This window comes from Mesorhizobium sp. WSM1497 (assembly GCF_001672455.2).
GTDB classification, from domain to species: Bacteria; Pseudomonadota; Alphaproteobacteria; order Rhizobiales; family Rhizobiaceae; genus Mesorhizobium; species Mesorhizobium ciceri.
Genome location: NZ_CP021070.1, coordinates 3,161,002 through 3,178,794 on the forward strand (window position 1 = coordinate 3,161,002; position 17,793 = coordinate 3,178,794).

Here is a 17,793-nt window from a genome sequence, read left to right on the forward strand (position 1 = left end):
TTCGATGAAGATCGCCTCCTTCAACATCAACAACATCAACAGCCGGCTTGAAAACCTGCTGGCATGGCTGGCTGTGGCAAAGCCCGATGTCGTGTGCCTGCAGGAGTTGAAGGCACGCGACAAGCAGTTTCCGCGCTCGGCATTGGCGGCGGCCGGCTATGGCGCGGTGTGGAAGGGCGAGCCGACCTGGAACGGCGTTGCCATCCTGGCGCGGAGTGCCGAGCCCGTGTTGACCCGCGATGCCTTGCCCGGCGACGAAGCCGACAGGCAGAGCCGCTACATCGAGGCGGCGGTGAATGGCATTGTCGTCGCTTGCCTCTATGCGCCGAACGGCAATCCCCAGCCCGGCCCGAAATTCGCCTACAAGCTCGCCTGGCACGCGCGGCTGGAGGCGCATGCCGAACAGTTGCTCGACACCGGCCTGCCGGTGGTGCTGGCCGGCGACTACAACATCGTGCCCGAGCCGCGCGATATCTACGCCACCCGCTCCTATGACGACAACGCGCTGGTGCAGCCGGAAAGCCGGGCGTCGTTCCGGCGCCTGCTCGACCAGGGTTGGCTTGATGCCCTGCGCAAGAAGCATCCGAAGGAAACGCTTTACACATTCTGGGACTATCGCCGCAACCGCTGGCCGCGCGATGCGGGCCTCCGGCTCGATCACATCCTGCTGTCGAAGAAACTGGCACGCCGCCTGACCGCGGCCGGCATCGATCGCGACGTGCGCGGCGAGGACGGTGCCAGCGACCATGCGCCGGTGTGGGTGGAATTGAAGTAAGGCGACTGCTTTCATGCGTCGCGCTTGAACGGATCCATGCAACGCGCTTTAAGTCTTTTGTCTTGATGCATGTCGCTGTCCCAAACCGGGGTTCGCTTTTGGCCGACATGCAATAACCTGTCGGCAAAGTATTCCAACGCAGCCGGATCGCCCATGAACGCAATCCTCCACGAGATCTGTGAAAGGAGGCTCCATGCCTGACTTGGGCGCTGTCGAGATACTGTTCGCCGCCATTGTGGTGCTTGCGGCAGCTGTCGTGTCCTGGCGGCTGTGGCGGAAGCGCAGCCGCCGCAAGGGACGGCGGCTGACCAATCCGGCTGCCGACTATGCCGCCCGCACCGACTGGAGCGGCCGCGGGGGCATGCTCAATTACTCGTCCTTCGTCTATTTCGATGTCGATCGCGACGGCAAATACGGCGCCGGAGACCGGCCGATGGCCGGGATCATGGTGCGGCTGTATGACGAAGCCGGCAAGCTCGCCGCGTCCGCGCGCACCAACAATGCCGGCTTTGCCAATTTCCCCATGTCGGTGAAAAGCAGAAAGGCCGTGATCCGCAAGCCGGGCAACTGGCGCTTTGTGGTTTCGGTGCCGCCCGGCTGGCAGGCGAAAAGCGAAAACGACATTCAGTCCCGACACTTCCTGCCGCTGCCGGGTTCGCCGGCCGGGATGGTATCACAGGAGATGCTGCTGCCGGTCGGTCTGGCGCCGCCGCGCCGCGTCAGCGGGCGCGTTGCCGGCGATGGACCCGCGACCCTCTCCGTGTCGGGGGACGGGCACGTCCTGGAGGCGCGGACACTGGCGCCGGGTGCCGTCTTCAGCTTCGACCTGGCTGAAGAAGCCGACACGGTCAGCATCAGTGGCGAAGGCTTGGAGCGGCGGCTGACGCTGTCGCCCTACTCGGCGGATCTCGGCCTGCTGTCCGCGCAACGCGCCGGCATTGCCACTGATGCCGCTCTCGAAACGATCGGTTTCGACGATGTGACGTCGCGCACCTTCAGGAAAATTCCGGCCGGTCATGCCGGATTGGCGTGGCGCAACCTGAATGCGATGGCGCGCGACTACACCAAGGACAGCCAGGGCTATGTCAATGGCAACGTCTCCGGTGACCATGTGCTCTACACCAGCAGCGGGCTGCCTGCCGAATTCAGCTGCGAACGGCCGTTCGGCTTTCACTCGGTCATGCTGAGCGCCGCCTGGCTGGCGTCGGAAGGGGAGGTGGCGCTGATCGAAAGCTGGCTTGGCGAGCAGCTGATTGCAAGCGATCAGATCACGCTGTCGGCGCTGACGCCGTTGCACTATGCCCCGATGCTCAAAGCTGTAACGCGTGTTCGCCTGTCGACGAAGCACTATTGGCAAATGGTCGTGGACGATTTGGTCCTGACACGCTGAGATTTGAGCATGCCAAAGCGGAGCGAATTTCGCCCCGCTTCAATCAGGTTACGTTTACGATCAGCCCGGCACAATGATAATCGAGGCGCCGTTCGACGCTGTGACCGCCGACAGACGGCCCTTTTTCAAGAACGACGGCTTCACATAAATCTTCTTCATTTTCAGACTCTCCTAAAATCCCAGCCTGATGATGCCATACTGCGGCCATCTGTCAACCATGCGAGCTGAAAGCAACAAACAATAAACCCAACAATGCGCGACCAGGGGCCAGGGTCCCTATTCTTTGCTTCGGGCCATCCCAAAACCCATTGCACCTGGAGTTTGCTCTCCAGCGCCGGCGCGATCCGCCAGAGATGCGCCGGATTAAAGCGTGACGCTGCTCGGGGCGTTTGCCGTGACGGCGGAAAGCTTGCCCTTCTTGACGAAGGTCGGCTTCGCGTAAGTCTTCTTCATGGTGTTCTCTCCTGAACTCTCGGCGAGCATGGCAGATGCGCGACATGTGTCAACCAAGCCGGGCGCCGACGGCGGCCCTCCTGGCGCTATCGGCTGGCGGCCAGCGCCTGGCCTCCGGCTCGCTCGACGGCACGGCCCGGCTATGGGGCATGGACACCGGCCACCAGATCGCGCTGTTCGACAGCAAGACCGGCCCGATCTATGCGGGCGTCCGCCGCGGTGCTGACTGGCGGCAATGATCGCACCACCCGCGACTGGCCGCCCGACGGCGGTGACGGCGTCGTGCTGTTTGCCGGCGCGTCGGAATGAGCAAATCTTGATCACCTTGTCCGCCGTGCTATGTAAAGCCCATGCCAGCATCCAGCCTCCCAGACAACGCGCCGCTCATCGTCATCGATCTCCAGACCGGTATGTTCGACGGCGTGCACGAACCGCCGATCCATGATGCGCCAGGCATAGTCGAGCGCACCAAAGCGGTGATCGACTGGGCGCGGGGCGGCGGGCGCAAGGTCGCATTTGTCAGGCATGATGGACCCGAAGGCGATCCGTTGGCACCGGATCAGCCGGGCTGGCCGGTTTGGCCCGCACTTGGCCAAGCTGCGGACGAGCCGACCTTTGCCAAATCCGTGCGCGATGCTTTCAGCAATCCCGCTTTCGGCGACTGGGTTGCCGGGCAGGGTGCGGGTGCTGTCGTGCTCCTGGGCGCGCAGACCGATTTTTGCGTGGCCGCGACGGTCAAGGGCGCGATCGCCAGAGGGCTCGGCGTGACCGTGGTGTCCGATGCGCACAGCACGCTGGACAATGCCAGCGAGAGTGCCGAGCAGGTCATCGTCAGGCACAATGGCGAATTCGCCGAGGCCGGCGTCAATCTGGTGACCACAAAGGCGCTTGTCGGCGGCTGAAGCCCGAACGTCGCCGCAGGCCGCATTATCAGGCAGGCCGGCTTGAGGACTTCGCGAGGGAAGACAGCGCCGGGCGCCTGCCGTGGTCGACGCGGACGGGGGGGCGCATTGTTGGGATGGCTCGGGCGCCCGCGTCAACCAGGGCGGCTCGTACCGCCGCATTAGCAACATTGCACATTGCGTGCCGCTCGAAACTTCCGCGAAAGCGGAATAGGCCGGAGCAAAAGGGCGGATTCGGCTGAGACTTTCGGCGCGCTTTCCCGGTCCGGGAGTCAAAAAGTCTGCTGGTTATTGGAAATGTCGTTCAAGGCGTTTGCCGGTGCTGCACCGGATCGGCGAGGAACGACACCGCAATCAGGTCGTCGCCATCGATCCGGCCGTGACGATCTTCCATGATGGCCGCGACCTTTTGAAAGGTTTTCATTTCGGCATCCGTCACCCGCGCATCGCGCATCCGGGCCTGGAGATCGGCCAGGCGAACGCCCAAAGCAGGGGATGTCACAGCTTTGCTTATCATCTTCACTCGTCCTGATTGGAAACTGACATGGGCAACCCGCCGCCATGGCTGGCGGCGGGTTTGGGACAATTCCAAGTTCAGTCGTAGACCTTGACGATCTTGCGGGTGCCCGGATCCACCAGGACGGTGCGGTTGTCGACCACCACGTAGCGGTATTTGACGTCGGGGATCTCATGAAGCTCGACCGTATCCGGCAACGCGCTACCAACATTCAGTTCCACGCCGGGAATCTTGACCGAAGCGAGGGGCTGCTTCTTCACATACTCGCGGATGACCGTGTCCTGTTCAGGCTGGATGACAACGTCCTGAGCGGCAACGGCGCCCACTCCGGCCAACAGCAACAGCGCCGCTGCGGCGCCCGTTAGGTGCATTTTCATACTGTTTCTCCTTGCGAGTCAGCATGACAAGATCGTCCAACGCTGACGGCAACTGAACTTGAGCCAACTGAAAATGTTCCTCAGATTGGGCTTCGGTCGGATGCTGTCTGCGACTTAAGTCTGGCCCGAGAGCGCATTGGTCTTACCGACGGGAACGGCTCTCTGTTCACGGCTGTTTGTCTCCCGGAATTCGGAGAAACAGATGGACAAAAGTGTTGGCCAAGCGCGCTGGTTGCTCGCACCGATTTTCGCGACAGCCGTTACCTTTCTGGTGATGGAATAGTCCTTGGCTGACATGTCGTCGATCGGCGCAGCAACGTCCCTTCCTGCGCTGAGAGGGTTCGCAAGCCGCTTCGGCGCCTGGCGAACCCTCTATCTTCACCATACGCCGGCCTGCTCGTCGCTATCGTCCAGCAGTTGCTCGTCCAGTTTGCCGCTCGGCTATCGGGCCGTGTGTATCGATCGAGCCGGCGGCGAAGACAAGACACGTTGATCCGTAGGCTGCTCGCTGAAGTAAAGCGAACTGCCGAGAATGAGGAACACGATGCCCACCGCCGTCAATCCAACCATGAGCACGGCAATCGCCGTTCCTGGGCCATAGCCTGTCTTGATGATGGTGGATCGGTGGGCCATCGCGGCGTTCTCCAGACACCCGGCGGTGCCGAGTTCTGCGACAAACGACAAGCGAGGCCCGATGTTCCCTGGTTGGAAGCCTCAATCGGTCACTTTGGGCTTTTGCTTTTTCCTGTAGGACCAAGGTCTTATCTGCCGAGCGCAAAGGTCCAAGGGGCCTTGTTCAGTTCCGATAATGTCCCTTGGATGTTCCGTTACTTTAGGTAAACCTGATATATTGCCTGGGCGGAAAACTTAGCTGGCCAAGCAAAATCGCCCGCGAACCGGGCATGGAAAATGTGGCTTTGGCAAGTTCAACAACAGGCAGTCATGTCTCGGGCGACGAATAGCTCACGTCTCGTCGAATCCGCCCTCTCGGGTCTGATCGTGCGTGATTGCGGCTTCTTCCTCATCATCGGGGAGGGCGTCGTCGCTGTCCTGGTACGCGTTATCGTCGTCCTCGTCCGGCAGATCACCGTCTTTTTCGACGCCGTAACGTATGTCGCCGTTTTCCGGCGCGGACTCTGGCAGGATCTCGCCGCCCTTGATTGCATCCCAATCCTGCTGCTCGATGGTCGGCCCATCCGCCCTCGGTGCGTCATCTTCGATGTCGGCGCTTGGTTTGTTGCGAGGTGCCATGCTGGCCTCCAATCGTTGAAGAACTGGAGGCGAAACTCGGCGTGCCGGCGTTTGTTCCGGACCCGAAGTGCAAAGACCGGGCGTGCTTCTGGATTGTCGACGGCTGGCGTGTCAGCCCAGCCCCGCCAGCACCGCGGCCGCGGCCCGCACAGTTGCCAAGTTGCCGCGCAAATGGAGAACGCATTGCGGCGACTGACCCCTTACTTGCGAAGTTGCTAAAATAATGAAATGTTGTCCGCGGGAAATGAAATGAGGCAGGGACTGGTTGGAGCCGGCGCGGTTTCGACGGTTTTGGAAACCATGTATTTTGGACAGTTTCTGGTAGGAATGTCAGCCACGGCCGTCATCGTCGCGGTCTGGACCTATATGACCACCGGCTCCTTCTGGGAGGCATTTGCCTGGACGATAGCGACGCTGCTTGTCCTGCAGGTCGGCTACTTCGTGCTCGTCGTGAGGCTGATCTTCAGGCGCGCACATGACATCGTGCCGAGCCAGGATCCGGTAGACGCCTTTCCGCCATTGCATCGCGACGGTGTCCAGCTTTGAGACCGGGTGACCGGGACCGATCAGGAATGGCGTTTCCATACCAGGCCGTCCACTCGAGCGCGTTCGCCCGGGCAAACTCGGGGAACGTCGCCACCAGCGCGATCACGACCGACGGCAAGGTGTTTGGTCGCTGAGACGGCGCCTTCTGAGCATATCCCTGCTGGAGATTTCGGCCCAGCGTTATCATGGGAACAGGACGCATGCGCGACCGCTCCGCATTGTGCTCAGGCCGACAGGTTGGGAACAAGTGCTGATGCTTCGCGTTCTCTGGCAGTGTCGATGAGGTTGCCGCCTCCATCGGTACTGTTATGGCTCGCTCTGCTCCCGGCGGGGCGAGCCCTTTTCGTGCCGGAGCCTTTCAAATCGTCCAGATGAAGAGGCGGATGCGCGGCCGATTTGGCGCACTGGTGCTCAGATTGAATTTTCTTCCTCTAAATATCCGTACCTATCTGTGCAAGTTCTCAAACTCTTGAACGCTGTCTGCCGAATGTTTGATCAGCAACCAATCAATATCCAGGCTGCAATCGTAATATCTTCAATTCTGAAGTTACGATGGAACCGCATGGCAGCGGTGGAGTTTTTATGGAGGGCGGAATTCAGTTATCACTAGGAGATGGCCATGAGACTTTATCTTACGAGCGCGGCGACCGCCGTCGTCCTGATGGGCGGGATTGGTGCGGCGCTGGCGGAAAACGTCGTCGTTGTCCAGCCGGAGCAGGAGACAGTCGTTCGCGAATACATCAAGAGAGAACCGCTTGCCTCGGTGAACCTTCTGGGCGTCGAGCTCAAGCTCGGCTCGTCGGTGCCGGATACGGTCGAACTGCGTGAGGTGCCCGACGTCAAATACCGCGTCGCGGTGATCAACGACCAGACGGTCCTCGTCGATCCGGAGACCCGCCAGATTGTTGAAGTGCTGCACTAGGGATCCCGCAGTACTGGACCTTGGGAAAAACCCGCCCCGAACGTCGCGTCGGGGCGGGTTTCCTTTGCCGCGACCCGCGATGGCCTATTCGGCGGCCAGTCTATCCTGCGTCTTGGTCTCGAAATCGCTGGCGTCGTGGCGTTCATGCAGTTGCATGGCAGGCTCACCGAAAGCTCGGTTGACCATGCGGCCGCGCTTGACCGCCGGGCGGGCGTCGATGGCCTTCGCCCAACGCTGCACATGCTTGTACTCGTGCACCGACAGGAACTCGCCGGAATCATTGTACATGCGGCCGAGTGCCAGCCCGCCATACCAGGGCCACACCGCCATGTCGGCGATGGAATAGTCCTTGCCGCCGAGATATTCAGTCTCGGCCAACCGGCGGTCGAGCACGTCCATCTGACGCTTCACCTCCATCGAGAAGCGATCGATGGCATATTCGAACTTTTCCGGCGCATAGGCATAAAAGTGGCCGAAGCCGCCGCCCAGATACGGCGCCGAGCCCATCTGCCAGAACAGCCAGGACAGCACCTCGGCGCGGGCCGGCTGTTCGGTCGGAAGGAATTCGCCGAACTTTTCGGCGAGATAGACCAGGATCGAGCCGGATTCGAAGATGCGCACCGGTGTGGTGCCACTGTGGTCCATCAGGGCCGGAATCTTGGAGTTTGGATTGACCTCGACGAAGCCGCTGCCGAACTGGTCGCCATCGTTGATCCGGATCAGCCAGGCATCGTATTCGGCACCCTTGTGGCCGCGCGCCAGAAGCTCTTCCAGCATGACGGTGACCTTGACGCCGTTCGGCGTCGCCAGCGAATAGAGCTGCAACGGATGCTTGCCGACAGGCAGTTCCTTGTCATGCGTCGGCCCGGCGATCGGCCGGTTGATGCTGGCAAAGGCTCCGCCGCTCGGCTTGTTCCAGGTCCATACTTTCGGCGGTGTGTAGTCGGTCATTTCGTGGCCTCGTGTCGGGGAAGGATGGCAGGTCGCCATTAACTAGGGCTGCGGATGTGTAAGTTCAACTTGCGTTGAACTATTATCGATGCCCGCAGTGCCAACATCGGCAATTGGGCTTCCTTACCCTTGCGCCTTCTCCTGCGTGGCATACCTATAGAAGATGTCGCCAAAGCCCACCCAGGACAAAAGCATGACCATCAATCCCAATCCGCGCTCGGTCGTTGCCGTGCGGGCCACTGTTCCCGAAGATGCCTTTACGGCCGGGGCGCTCGGCACGCTCAGGGAAGGCAGCGGCGTCGTCATTCGCAATGACGGGCTGGTGCTGACCATCGGCTATCTCATCACCGAAGCGGAAGAGGTCTGGCTGACCAGCCATGACGGCCGCGTCATCCCCGCGCACGCGCTGGCCTATGACCAGGAATCGGGCTTCGGCCTGGTGCAGGCGCTGGCGCCGCTCGGCCTGCCGGCGGTGGCGCTGGGCGATGCCGGCAAGGCCAGGATCGGCGACGCCGTGGTGCTGGCCGACGGCATCGGCCAGTCGGTGCAGGCCAGGATCGTCACCAAGCAGGAATTCGCCGGCTATTGGGAGTATCTGCTCGACGAGGCGATCTTCATTGCGCCGGCGCACCCGTCCTGGGGCGGTGCCGGGCTGTTCGGCGCCGATGGCTCGCTGCTCGGCATCGGTTCGCTGCGCCTGCAGATGAGCCGCAATGGCGAGGTCGCCGACATCAACATGGTGGTGCCGATCGATCTGTTGCCGCCCATACTCGACGATCTCCTGACGCGCGGCCAGGTGGCCAAGCCGCCGCGGCCATGGCTCGGCGCGCTGTCGGCCGAAAGCGATGGCAGAGTGGTGGTGATGAGCGTGACCGAAGGCGGTCCGGCGGCCAAGGCTGGCCTGCGCCAGGGCGACATCATCTCGGACATCCGCGACGGCGCGGTCGACGGACTCGCCGATTTCTATCGCAAGCTGTGGGAGAGCGGCTCGGCCGGTGCCGAGATTCCGATGCGGGTGCTGCGCGACGGCCGCGAAACCTGGCTGCGCGTCAAGTCCGCCGACCGCGGCAGTTTTCTGAAGAAGCCGCAGCTGCAATAGCGCGTCAGCCACGCGATGCATCCAAGACTGCTCAAAACCTTCCTTGCGGTGGCGCGGAGCCGCAACATCACACGCGCCGCAGAAGTGGTCAACCTCGCGCAATCGAGCGTCAGCGACCAGATCCTGGCGCTCGAGGCCGAGCTTGGCGCTGCCCTGTTCACGCGCGCGAAGTCCGGTCTCGAGCTGACGCCGGCAGGCCTAGCGCTGAAGCCCATCGCCGAGGATTTGTTGCGGCTCGACGGCGAGGCGCGCGCGGCCGTGCAGGCAGCGGTAGGTTCGACAAGCGGGCACCTGACCATCGGCGCGCTGGAGACGATCGCGTCGGCCAGGCTGGCGCCTTGGCTGCCCGGGTTCCAGGCCGGCCATCCCGACATCACCGTGCGGATGAAGGTGGCGGGCAGCGGCGCGCTGCTGCGCCAATTGGAGGATGGCGACATCGATGTCGCGTTCTGCTTCGACCGCCGTGATTTCGCGAAGGGCGCGTCGGATAAACACTTCGCCAGGCGCACGATAGCAGCCGAACCGCTGGTGCTGGTCGCGGCTCCGGGGCAGGGCAGCGTGCCAGGCGACCTTGCCGCGCTTGGCGAACTGCAGTTCGTGGCAACGGAGCCCGGATGTATCTACCGACACATGTTCGACACGGCCTTTGCCGAGGCGGGCGCTGCCGCACCCAGACTTGCCAACGAGGTCGGCAGCATCGGCGCCATTGCGCGGCTGGTGGCGGCCGGCGCGGGGCTCGCCCTCGTTCCACGCCTGGCCGTCACGGATGCGCTCGCACGCGGCGACATCGTCGAAATGCGATGGCCCGGCCAGATGCGGACGGCGCCGCTGGTGATGATCTGGCGCCGCCGGCGCGTCCAGCTGCCGGCGCTTAAGCAATTGCTCACTGCCGCGCGCGACACGCTGGTGCCGGCCCTGCAGCCCGCCAAGGCTGGTTCAGGACTTGAATCGTCGAACCGCTCCAAGGCCTTGTTTGCAAACAACTCCTGACGGAAGCAGCGGCGGTTCAGATCAGGCGGTGGCCGCCCTCGACATGCAGCGTCGTTCCCGTGGTAAAGCCATTGCCGATCAGGAAGGCGATGGCGTCGGCGATATCATCGGGTTGGCCAATCCGCCCGACCGGCAGCCGCTTGGCCATCGCGGCCAACGTCTCGTCCTTCCTGTCGCCGGCCACTTGCGCCCAGATCGTGGTGTCGACCCAGCCGGGTGACACGGCATTGACGCGGATCGGCGCCAACTCGACCGCCAGCGCCCGCACGAGGCCTCCGAGCGCTGCGTTGACAGCAGCAACGACGGAGCCGCGTGCGGCTGGGCGATAGGCGGCGATACCGGAGACGAAGGTCATGGAGCCGGATGCTGCCAGCCGCGGCGCACCGTGCTTGGCGAGCAGCAGCGGGCCATACAGCTTGCTCTCCACCACCCTTTGCGCCGCCTTCAGGTCAAGCTCCGGCAGCGGCCGATAGGCGCCTTCGATGTCGGCTGCGGTGCTGACGATGTGGTCGAGTCCGCCAATCGCTGCGAACAGCGCCGAGACCTGGTCTTCGCGCGCGATGTCGACGACGGCCGTCTCCAGCCCGGCGGGATTGCCGAGCGCCTCGCGCGCCTGCCGCAGCCGGTCTTGGCCGCGCCCGGCGATGACAACCGCCGCACCGGCCTCCACGCAGTGCCGGGCCAGCGCCAGACCCATGCCGGAGCCGCCGCCGACGATCAGGATTTTCTGTTTCGAAATGCTCATTTCGCTCTGCCTTTGCTTGGATGGACAAGGGCAGGAATTGGCAGTTCGGCGCGACAGAAGGAAACGGAAGAAACCGATAGTGCCATCGGAAAGGCCGATGGAGCAGGGCGGACGAGCGCCGTCTCTGGCTCAGCGCACCAGCGGACTTTCCCAGACGACAAACAGCAGAGCTTTCAGCTGGGCAAAGCGCTCCTGCCCAAGTTCGGTGCGCCATTCCTCCTCGATGTCGTGCAGGATATCGACCATTTTCCAGAACGCGGCATGACCGCGTTCGGTGGACCGCACCACGCGCGCACCGCCATCGCCGGGAATGTCGGACCGGACGAGGTAGCCGTACCCTTCGAGACTGCTGAGCAGCTGGTTGATGGCCTGTTTGCTCATGCCGGCACGCTCGGCGATGGTGCCGGGCCGCGCGCCGTCCGGTCCGGGAAACTGCAACACCGCCATATGCGGCAGGCGCAATTCGTCGAAACCGGCGGCGTTGAGCTCCTTGATCAGCCGCCGCTGGATCGCTTGTGCCGGCACGCGCAGCAGGGCGCCGATCAGCAGGTTCTCGGTCTTGGTCTGTAGAACTTCCGTTGAGGTGGGCATTGACGATCCGGTAAATTGAATTTACTGATAGCGAGTAAATGTAATTTACCGGAGGGGTTTGCGCAATGTCGGTCATGAATCTTCAGGTCAATCCAGCCAATGAGACCATCGGCGACAAGGGGCTGTCGATTCGCTTCCTGGTGACGGGCGACAGTTCGAACGGCAGCATCGCCGCCTTTGAGTTGAGGGTTGCCAGCGGACTGCGCCTGCTGGCGCCGGCGCACAGCCATGATCACTACGAAGAGACGATCTACGGCATTGAAGGGGTGCTGACCTGGACCGTCGACGGCAAGCCGATCGAGGTCGGACCGGGAGAAGCGCTGTGCATCCCGCGTGGCGCAGTCCATCGCTTCGACAACAATGGCAGCGCGGATGCGAAAGCGCTGTGCGTCGTCACACCAGCGGCGATCGGTCCGGACTATTTCCGCGAGATATTCGCCATGTTCCACGCCGCCGCCGGCGGTCCGCCGGACAAGGCTGGGATGATGGACATCATGCGCCGCCACGGGCTGACGCCGGCAGCGCCGCCGCCAAGCTGAAGTCGGTCGAAGAGGCGCCGGTCACGCGCCGCAAGCGCTGAAGGTGGTGCCGGGGTTCCAGTCCTTGAAGGCGATGGTCTGGCCTTCGACCGAGACGTTCCTGTGCTTGGTGCTGCCGTCCGGCTGCTTTTCGCTGCTGGTGCCTTTGCCGGTCAGCACATTGTACTCGCAGGCGCTTTCGGCATTCTCCTTCAAATAGTCATAGTGGTCATAGGCGAAGCCGGCGACGATGAAGGCATCATTGCGCCAGGCGATGGTCAGCGTCATGTCGGTCCGTTCGCTGCCGATCTCCATCGCTGGCAGGTAGAATTTGATCGAGCCGTTGGGCAGCATCGTCAGTTCCGGCTCGGTGTCGGAGTTCTCGTAGCCCGCCCGCTCGTAGCCGTTCCATTCCCCTTGGATCTGCTCGTGCACGATCTCGACGGGTTTGAGGTAATTGTGCTCCTTGTCCCTGAGGAAGAAGTGGACGTCCATCGGATGGCCGGGTTCGGTCTCCACCACCATGGCAAGATCGACGGCGCCGTCGCCATTGAAATCGCCAGTCACAGCCGTGATGATCTTCCGGGTTTCGATCGGCTCGGCGAGGGTGGCCGTGGGGAGAAACAACACAAAGGCGAGCAACAGAGATTTCATGGCGTATTCCCCCGGGAGCGAGACGGCGTGCCCGAGCACGAGCATGGCAGGTATTCCGGGACTTTCTACAGTGGGGCGGGAAGAAAAATGTTCGGGCCGACGGGCGCGAAGGAACGCCGTGCGCGCCTGCCAAGTTTGCTGCCGGAAACTGACAGCAATTCATGCCACGATGCTGGCCAATGACGATGGGCATGATGCCGGAGGCAGGACGACAGTGAGAGCGATGACGCGAGGGGCAACAGCATCGAACGGGCAGGCCGACTGATGGCGCCGATCAAGGTCGATCCCGCCAAGGTCCACGAATTCGCGGATCCTGCCGGCTTCTACGCCTGGCTGAGCAAGCACCACGCCACGGAAACCGAAGTCTGGATCAAGGTGCACAAGGTGGGGTCGGGATTGAAATCGATCACCCCCAAGCAAGCCATCGACGTGGTGCTGTGCTTCGGCTGGATCGATGCGGTGCGCAAAGGGTTGGACGACAAGAGCTTCCTGCAGCGCTACACGCCGCGCGGCAGGAAGAGCATCTGGAGCCTGATCAACATCGACAATGTGGCGCGGCTGGTCGAGGAGGGCCGCATGACCGAGCATGGGCTCAAACAGGTCGAAGCGGCGAAGGCGGACGGGCGCTGGGCGCGCGCCTATGGCAGCGGCAAGGAGATGAAAATTCCCGATGATTTGCAAGCGGCCATAGACGCCGAACCCGCTGCGAAGGCGATGTTGGCAAAGCTCAGCGCGCAAAACCGCTTCGCGCTCGCCTTCCGCATTCACAACATGAAGACGGAGGCCGGGCGCAAGAGGAAGATCGAAGCGTTTCTGGCAATGCTGAAGCGCGGTGAGACGATCCATCCACAAGGCAGGAAGTGAGGTTTGGCGCGAGTTCGTCTTCGGCGCCGCAAGCCTGTCCTCAAGGGATCCCTCGTTGCGCGAAGCGCTTCAGGATTTGAATCGCGAAATTGTTCCAACTGCTTGTTTTCGCGCAATTCGGGGTCGGCGTGGCGCGGCCGCTTCAGCAACGACATCGCTGGTGGACGGAGGAGGGCACGGCGGCTACCCTTCGAAAGCCGCGACGATCGAGCGGCGGACCGGTCGCTGGGAGTCGTTGCCGTTGAGAAGAGTTGCTTCGTGGACGATGGCGCTGGGTCTCATTGTCATCGTCGCGTGTGTGGGAGCCGGGGTCACGCTTGCCCAGACTTCGCCCGATCAGACTTCTCCCGACCTGGCTTCCCCCTCGGCCTCGCCGGCAAAAGAGATCTCGGTCGGGATAAAACAGGCGCCGCCTTTTGCGTTCAAGCTGCAGGACGGCAGCTGGTCGGGATTGAGCATCGACCTCTGGCAGAAAATGGCCGGGCGGCTCAACCTGCGCTTCCACTATGTCGAAGTGCCTGCCGTGCAGGACCAGATCGATGGCGTCGTCAGCGGCAGATTCGATGCGGCGATGGCCGCGATCACGGTCACGGCTGACCGCGAAAAGGCCGTCGACTTCACGCAGCCCTTCTTCACGACCGGGCTCGGCATCGCGACGCCGCTCAACAACCAGCCGTCATGGCGGCCGGTGCTGCATGCCCTGACGTCGTTCGGCTTCCTGCAGGCGGTTCTGGCGCTGGTCATCATATCGGTGGTGGTCGGCGTCCTCATCTGGATGTTCGAACGCCGGCACAATGACGATTTCGGCGGCGGCGTCGCCAAGGGACTGTTTTCCAGCATGTGGTGGTCGACCATCGCCGCGACGCAGGCCAGCACCGGTGATTTCGGCCCGCGAACCGTGCCGGGGCGCGTGCTGGCCGCGCTCTGGATGATGGGATCGATCATCGCGATCGCGGTGTTCACTGCGGGTGTCACATCGGTGCTGACGGTGACGCAGATGGAAGGCATGGTGCAGGGCGAAAGCGATCTCGCCGCGGTCAGGGTCGGCGCGGTGCAGAGCTCGTCGACGGCGTCCTATCTGGATTCGACCCAGATCCGTCATCAGGACTTTGCCTCGATCCAGCAAGGCCTCAACGCGCTTCGCGCCGGCAAGATCGACGCGCTGGTGCACGACAAGCCGCTGCTTGGCTGGCTGGTCGGGCAGAATTACGCGACAAGCCTGCAGGTTCTCGATGCGACGTTCGACCAGCAGCAATATGCCATTGCGCTGCCGCTCGGCAGCCCGTTGCGCAAGTCTCTCGATGTCGCCCTCCTGCAGACCATCGAAAGCGATTGGTGGAAGCAGGCCGTCTTCCAGTATCTGGGCGAGAAGTAGCCGGCAGCAATTTCAGCGGTGCTATGCGCTGGAAGAACCGCCGTCGCTATCCGAGAGTGGCGGCCTGTCTTTCAGGGATGGATGGTTGCTGTCACTGGTCCAGGTCGACCGGTGTCACGCCAAGAAGTTTCAGGGCATTGGCATAGGTCCGGATGCCTTGCGCCTGCTTGCGCTCGGCACAGAACCGGTTCGCCTTGTCCTGGAGTGCCGTTGCCTCGGCGATCTGGCTCGCACTGGCACCGGGTTTGGCTTTGGTCTGGATGGCTCCGTCGAGTTGAAGACCGAGCCGGCTGCAATATTCGCTCCGGGTGACCGCTGCTTCCGCCCCCGATTGTGCGACGGCCAGCATGGCGAGCGAAATGCCTGTCAGGGCACCCATCCATCCGGTCGAACGTCGTTGCATGTTTCGGGACCATTTCTTCGCGTTGTGCCGCAGGCCGCGTGACCGCCGCGAGGGTGGTTATGACAGGCGATGTTTTCGCGATTTTTCCCGGATGTTGAATCTTGTTTCTGGAGTGTGTCTGGCGGTGAAGCTGCCAATCTCCCCCACGAGGGGGGAGATCGGCGGAGTGCGGCGCTTGCGCCTCTTCCTTTGCGGCTATCCTTCGCGTAAGGCGCCGGGCAAATCGTTTCACGCAAGCAAAATTCCCCGGACACCGCATGATCAGACTTGAAAGCATCAGCAAGCAGAACGGCCGTCAGCTTGTCTTCATCGAAGCGTCGGCGTCCCTGCAGAAGGGCGAGAAGGTCGGCCTCGTCGGGCCGAACGGCGCCGGCAAGACGACGCTGTTTCGCATGATCACCGGCCAGGAGCAGCCAGACGAAGGCCAGGTGCAGGTCGATCGCGGCGTCACCATCGGCTATTTCAGCCAGGATGTCGGCGACATGGAAGGCCACAGCGCTGTCGCCGAAGTGATGAACGGCGCCGGGCCGGTCAGCGAAGTCGCGGCCGAGATGGCAGCGCTCGAGGCGGCCATGGCCGATCCCGAGCAGGCCGACCAGATGGACGAGATCATCGAAAAATACGGCGAGGCGCAGCACCGCTTCGAGGAACTCGACGGTTATGCGCTGGATGGCCGCGCCCGCGAAGTGCTGGACGGTCTCGGCTTTTCGCAGGAGATGATGGACGGCGATGTCGGAAAGCTGTCCGGCGGCTGGAAGATGCGCGTGGCGCTGGCCCGCATCCTGTTGATGCGGCCCGACGCCATGCTGCTCGACGAGCCGTCGAACCATCTCGACCTGGAGAGCCTGATCTGGCTGGAATCCTTCCTGAAGAACTATGATGGCGCGCTGTTGATGACCTCGCACGACCGCGAGTTCATGAACCGCATCGTCAACAAGGTGGTCGAGATCGACGCCGGTTCGCTGACCGCCTATTCCGGAAACTACGAATTCTACCAGCAGCAGCGGGCGATCGCCGATAAGCAGCAGCAGGCTCAGTTCGAGCGCCAGCAGGCGATGCTGGCCAAGGAGATCGCCTTCATCGAGCGCTTCAAGGCGCGCGCCTCGCATGCCGCGCAGGTGCAGAGCCGGGTGAAGAAGCTGGACAAGATCGACCGCGTCGAGCCGCCGAAGCGCCGCCAGACCGTGTCCTTCGATTTCCTGCCGGCGCCGCGCTGCGGTGAGGATGTCGTCACGCTGAAGAACGTCCACAAGGGCTATGGCAGCCGCAGCATCTATGAGGGGCTCGATTTCCAGGTCCGCCGCCGCGAGCGCTGGTGCATCATGGGCGTCAACGGCGCCGGCAAATCGACGCTTCTGAAGCTGGTCGCCGGCGCTTCCGAGCCCGATACCGGCACGGTCGCGCGGGGCCCAAGTGTCAAGATGGGATATTTCGCCCAGCACGCCATGGAGGTGCTGGAAGGCGAGCGCACTGTGTTCCAGACACTGGAAGACGCGTTCCCCCAGGCCGGCCAGGCGCCGCTCAGGGCACTCGCAGGCTGCTTCGGCTTTTCCGGCGACGAGATCGAGAAGAAATGCCGTGTGCTGTCAGGCGGCGAGAAGGCGCGGCTGGTGATGGCGCTGATGCTGTTCGACCCGCCCAACCTTTTGGTGCTGGACGAGCCGACCAACCATCTCGACATCGCCACCAAGGAGATGCTGATCACGGCGCTGTCGCAGTACGAGGGCACCATGCTGTTCGTCTCGCACGACCGGCATTTTCTGGCGGCGCTTTCCAACCGCGTGCTGGAACTGACGCCCGAAGGCATCCACACCTATGGCGGCGGCTATACGGAATATGTCGAGCGCACCGGGCAGGAAGCGCCGGGCTTGAGGAGCTAGCCCTTACCGCAGCGAGATGCTCATGCCACTGAGGTCGGCGTTGACCTGCAGGCCGACCTGCCTGCCCGTCAATTCGAGCTGGGCGCCCTTGTCATTGGTCATGACGATCACCTGAGCCCCTTTGCCAAGCGCGCCGCCACCGCCCGCCGCACCATAGACCCCGGTCACATCCCGCGCACGTTTGATGTGGCGCACGGTACCTCGGAAATAGGTCTTGGAAACGCCGAAGGCGAGACCGCCCGAGACGCCGCCGACCGAGATGGGATAGCGGCGGCCATGGAAGGTCAGCGTTCCTTCGCCTCCGGAGCCACCGACGAAGAAGGCCGCCTTGTAGACGGCGAAGCGGATGGTGCCGCTGTCGGCATGCGCGGCGCTGGCAAAGCCGATGCTTGCGGTGGCGATGGCGGCAACCGCGATGGAACGAAATCCGGATGAAATCTTCATGGTGAGAACTCCTCAATGTCGCCGCTTTGCCGGCCGGGATGTCAGCGTGGGATCAAAGTTACAACTGAACAGTCTCGCCCGTGGTTTGGTTCCAGGCCCCGTGATTTGGTTCCAGGCATCGTTCGAATCCGGCTGCGGGAAAGCCG

The 17,793-nt window shown here is 62.7% G+C and carries 24 protein-coding genes; 12 read left to right on the forward strand and 12 right to left on the reverse strand.

Annotation, left to right across the window (positions count from 1 at the left end; genetic code table 11):
• Positions 1–4: 4 nt before the first annotated feature.
• Positions 5–775 carry an exodeoxyribonuclease III gene (locus A9K65_RS15285; protein WP_064993981.1) on the forward strand — a complete coding sequence of 257 codons (771 nt, stop codon included), beginning with the start codon at positions 5–7 and terminating at the stop codon, positions 773–775.
• Between the two features lie 11 nt (positions 776–786).
• On the opposite strand, the gene A9K65_RS35190 is transcribed toward A9K65_RS15285, so the two are convergent.
• Positions 787–930 (reverse strand): hypothetical protein, encoded by a 144-nt coding sequence (locus tag A9K65_RS35190; protein ID WP_013530619.1) that lies wholly within the window; start codon positions 928–930, stop codon positions 787–789.
• Between the two features lie 38 nt (positions 931–968).
• Here A9K65_RS35190 and A9K65_RS15290 point away from each other — a divergent pair, with 38 nt between their 5' ends.
• The gene (locus A9K65_RS15290) at positions 969–2,165 is read left to right on the forward strand and encodes a hypothetical protein (protein ID WP_064993980.1); all 1,197 of its coding nucleotides are present in this window, start codon (positions 969–971) and stop codon (positions 2,163–2,165) included.
• Between the two features lie 60 nt (positions 2,166–2,225).
• On the opposite strand, the gene A9K65_RS15295 is transcribed toward A9K65_RS15290, so the two are convergent.
• Positions 2,226–2,324 (reverse strand): hypothetical protein, encoded by a 99-nt coding sequence (locus A9K65_RS15295; RefSeq protein WP_013530621.1) that lies wholly within the window; start codon positions 2,322–2,324, stop codon positions 2,226–2,228.
• A 204-nt stretch (positions 2,325–2,528) separates the two neighbouring features.
• The gene (locus A9K65_RS15300; protein WP_081714185.1) at positions 2,529–2,618 is read right to left on the reverse strand and encodes a hypothetical protein; all 90 of its coding nucleotides are present in this window, start codon (positions 2,616–2,618) and stop codon (positions 2,529–2,531) included.
• Positions 2,619–2,653: 35 nt separating this feature from the next.
• On the opposite strand from A9K65_RS15300, the gene A9K65_RS15305 reads away from it, so the two are divergent.
• Positions 2,654–2,857: a hypothetical protein gene (locus A9K65_RS15305; protein WP_024501727.1), complete on the forward strand. Its 204-nt coding sequence runs from the start codon at positions 2,654–2,656 to the stop codon at positions 2,855–2,857.
• Positions 2,858–2,968: 111 nt separating this feature from the next.
• Complete coding sequence (locus A9K65_RS15310) at positions 2,969–3,520, forward strand: isochorismatase family protein (RefSeq protein WP_063168626.1); 552 nt, start codon at positions 2,969–2,971, stop codon at positions 3,518–3,520.
• A gap of 304 nt (positions 3,521–3,824) precedes the next feature.
• Here the strand turns inward: A9K65_RS15310 and A9K65_RS15315 are convergent, their stop codons facing one another.
• The 3 genes from A9K65_RS15315 to A9K65_RS15330 all read right to left on the reverse strand — a co-directional run bounded on the left by A9K65_RS15315 (position 3,825) and on the right by A9K65_RS15330 (position 5,665).
• Entirely contained in the window at positions 3,825–4,007 is a 183-nt protein-coding gene (locus A9K65_RS15315) for a hypothetical protein (protein WP_318014171.1), read from the reverse strand.
• A 107-nt stretch (positions 4,008–4,114) separates the two neighbouring features.
• Positions 4,115–4,414, reverse strand: coding sequence for a DUF1236 domain-containing protein (locus A9K65_RS15320; RefSeq protein ID WP_013530625.1), 300 nt, complete (start codon positions 4,412–4,414; stop codon positions 4,115–4,117).
• A gap of 963 nt (positions 4,415–5,377) precedes the next feature.
• Positions 5,378–5,665: a hypothetical protein gene (locus A9K65_RS15330; RefSeq protein ID WP_064994076.1), complete on the reverse strand. Its 288-nt coding sequence runs from the start codon at positions 5,663–5,665 to the stop codon at positions 5,378–5,380.
• 249 nt (positions 5,666–5,914) lie between these two features.
• Between A9K65_RS15330 and A9K65_RS15335 the strand changes: the two genes are divergently transcribed.
• Both A9K65_RS15335 and A9K65_RS15340 read left to right on the forward strand, forming a co-directional pair.
• Positions 5,915–6,211, forward strand: coding sequence for an exopolysaccharide production repressor protein (locus tag A9K65_RS15335; protein ID WP_245322067.1), 297 nt, complete (start codon positions 5,915–5,917; stop codon positions 6,209–6,211).
• Positions 6,212–6,830: 619 nt separating this feature from the next.
• A complete protein-coding gene (locus A9K65_RS15340) occupies positions 6,831–7,133 on the forward strand; it encodes a DUF1236 domain-containing protein (RefSeq protein WP_013530629.1) in 303 nt (100 codons plus the stop codon).
• An 84-nt stretch (positions 7,134–7,217) separates the two neighbouring features.
• Here the strand turns inward: A9K65_RS15340 and yghU are convergent, their stop codons facing one another.
• Positions 7,218–8,084 carry a glutathione-dependent disulfide-bond oxidoreductase gene (gene yghU, locus A9K65_RS15345; RefSeq protein WP_013530630.1) on the reverse strand — a complete coding sequence of 289 codons (867 nt, stop codon included), beginning with the start codon at positions 8,082–8,084 and terminating at the stop codon, positions 7,218–7,220.
• 193 nt (positions 8,085–8,277) lie between these two features.
• On the opposite strand from yghU, the gene A9K65_RS15350 reads away from it, so the two are divergent.
• Both A9K65_RS15350 and A9K65_RS15355 read left to right on the forward strand, forming a co-directional pair.
• Positions 8,278–9,183 (forward strand): S1C family serine protease, encoded by a 906-nt coding sequence (locus A9K65_RS15350; RefSeq protein WP_013530631.1) that lies wholly within the window; start codon positions 8,278–8,280, stop codon positions 9,181–9,183.
• Positions 9,184–9,198: 15 nt separating this feature from the next.
• Positions 9,199–10,173: a LysR family transcriptional regulator gene (locus A9K65_RS15355; protein WP_064993979.1), complete on the forward strand. Its 975-nt coding sequence runs from the start codon at positions 9,199–9,201 to the stop codon at positions 10,171–10,173.
• A 16-nt stretch (positions 10,174–10,189) separates the two neighbouring features.
• On the opposite strand, the gene A9K65_RS15360 is transcribed toward A9K65_RS15355, so the two are convergent.
• Together A9K65_RS15360 and A9K65_RS15365 are read right to left on the reverse strand one after the other, a co-directional pair.
• Positions 10,190–10,918: an SDR family oxidoreductase gene (locus tag A9K65_RS15360; RefSeq protein WP_064993978.1), complete on the reverse strand. Its 729-nt coding sequence runs from the start codon at positions 10,916–10,918 to the stop codon at positions 10,190–10,192.
• A 129-nt stretch (positions 10,919–11,047) separates the two neighbouring features.
• Complete coding sequence (locus A9K65_RS15365) at positions 11,048–11,509, reverse strand: MarR family winged helix-turn-helix transcriptional regulator (RefSeq protein ID WP_063172635.1); 462 nt, start codon at positions 11,507–11,509, stop codon at positions 11,048–11,050.
• A gap of 65 nt (positions 11,510–11,574) precedes the next feature.
• Here A9K65_RS15365 and A9K65_RS15370 point away from each other — a divergent pair, with 65 nt between their 5' ends.
• The gene (locus tag A9K65_RS15370; protein WP_027160820.1) at positions 11,575–12,048 is read left to right on the forward strand and encodes a cupin domain-containing protein; all 474 of its coding nucleotides are present in this window, start codon (positions 11,575–11,577) and stop codon (positions 12,046–12,048) included.
• A 21-nt stretch (positions 12,049–12,069) separates the two neighbouring features.
• On the opposite strand, the gene A9K65_RS15375 is transcribed toward A9K65_RS15370, so the two are convergent.
• Positions 12,070–12,681 (reverse strand): hypothetical protein, encoded by a 612-nt coding sequence (locus A9K65_RS15375; protein WP_064994075.1) that lies wholly within the window; start codon positions 12,679–12,681, stop codon positions 12,070–12,072.
• A gap of 264 nt (positions 12,682–12,945) precedes the next feature.
• On the opposite strand from A9K65_RS15375, the gene A9K65_RS15380 reads away from it, so the two are divergent.
• On the forward strand, positions 12,946–13,545 hold the full coding sequence (locus A9K65_RS15380) for a YdeI/OmpD-associated family protein (protein ID WP_064993977.1): 600 nt from the start codon (positions 12,946–12,948) through the stop codon (positions 13,543–13,545).
• A gap of 241 nt (positions 13,546–13,786) precedes the next feature.
• Positions 13,787–14,920 (forward strand): transporter substrate-binding domain-containing protein, encoded by a 1,134-nt coding sequence (locus A9K65_RS15385; RefSeq protein WP_224621835.1) that lies wholly within the window; start codon positions 13,787–13,789, stop codon positions 14,918–14,920.
• Between the two features lie 91 nt (positions 14,921–15,011).
• On the opposite strand, the gene A9K65_RS15390 is transcribed toward A9K65_RS15385, so the two are convergent.
• Positions 15,012–15,299: a hypothetical protein gene (locus A9K65_RS15390; protein WP_084015840.1), complete on the reverse strand. Its 288-nt coding sequence runs from the start codon at positions 15,297–15,299 to the stop codon at positions 15,012–15,014.
• A gap of 281 nt (positions 15,300–15,580) precedes the next feature.
• On the opposite strand from A9K65_RS15390, the gene A9K65_RS15395 reads away from it, so the two are divergent.
• Positions 15,581–17,203: an ABC-F family ATP-binding cassette domain-containing protein gene (locus A9K65_RS15395; protein ID WP_013530640.1), complete on the forward strand. Its 1,623-nt coding sequence runs from the start codon at positions 15,581–15,583 to the stop codon at positions 17,201–17,203.
• Between the two features lie 3 nt (positions 17,204–17,206).
• Here the strand turns inward: A9K65_RS15395 and A9K65_RS15400 are convergent, their stop codons facing one another.
• Positions 17,207–17,647 (reverse strand): hypothetical protein, encoded by a 441-nt coding sequence (locus A9K65_RS15400; RefSeq protein WP_024501715.1) that lies wholly within the window; start codon positions 17,645–17,647, stop codon positions 17,207–17,209.
• Positions 17,648–17,793: the final 146 nt, after the last annotated feature.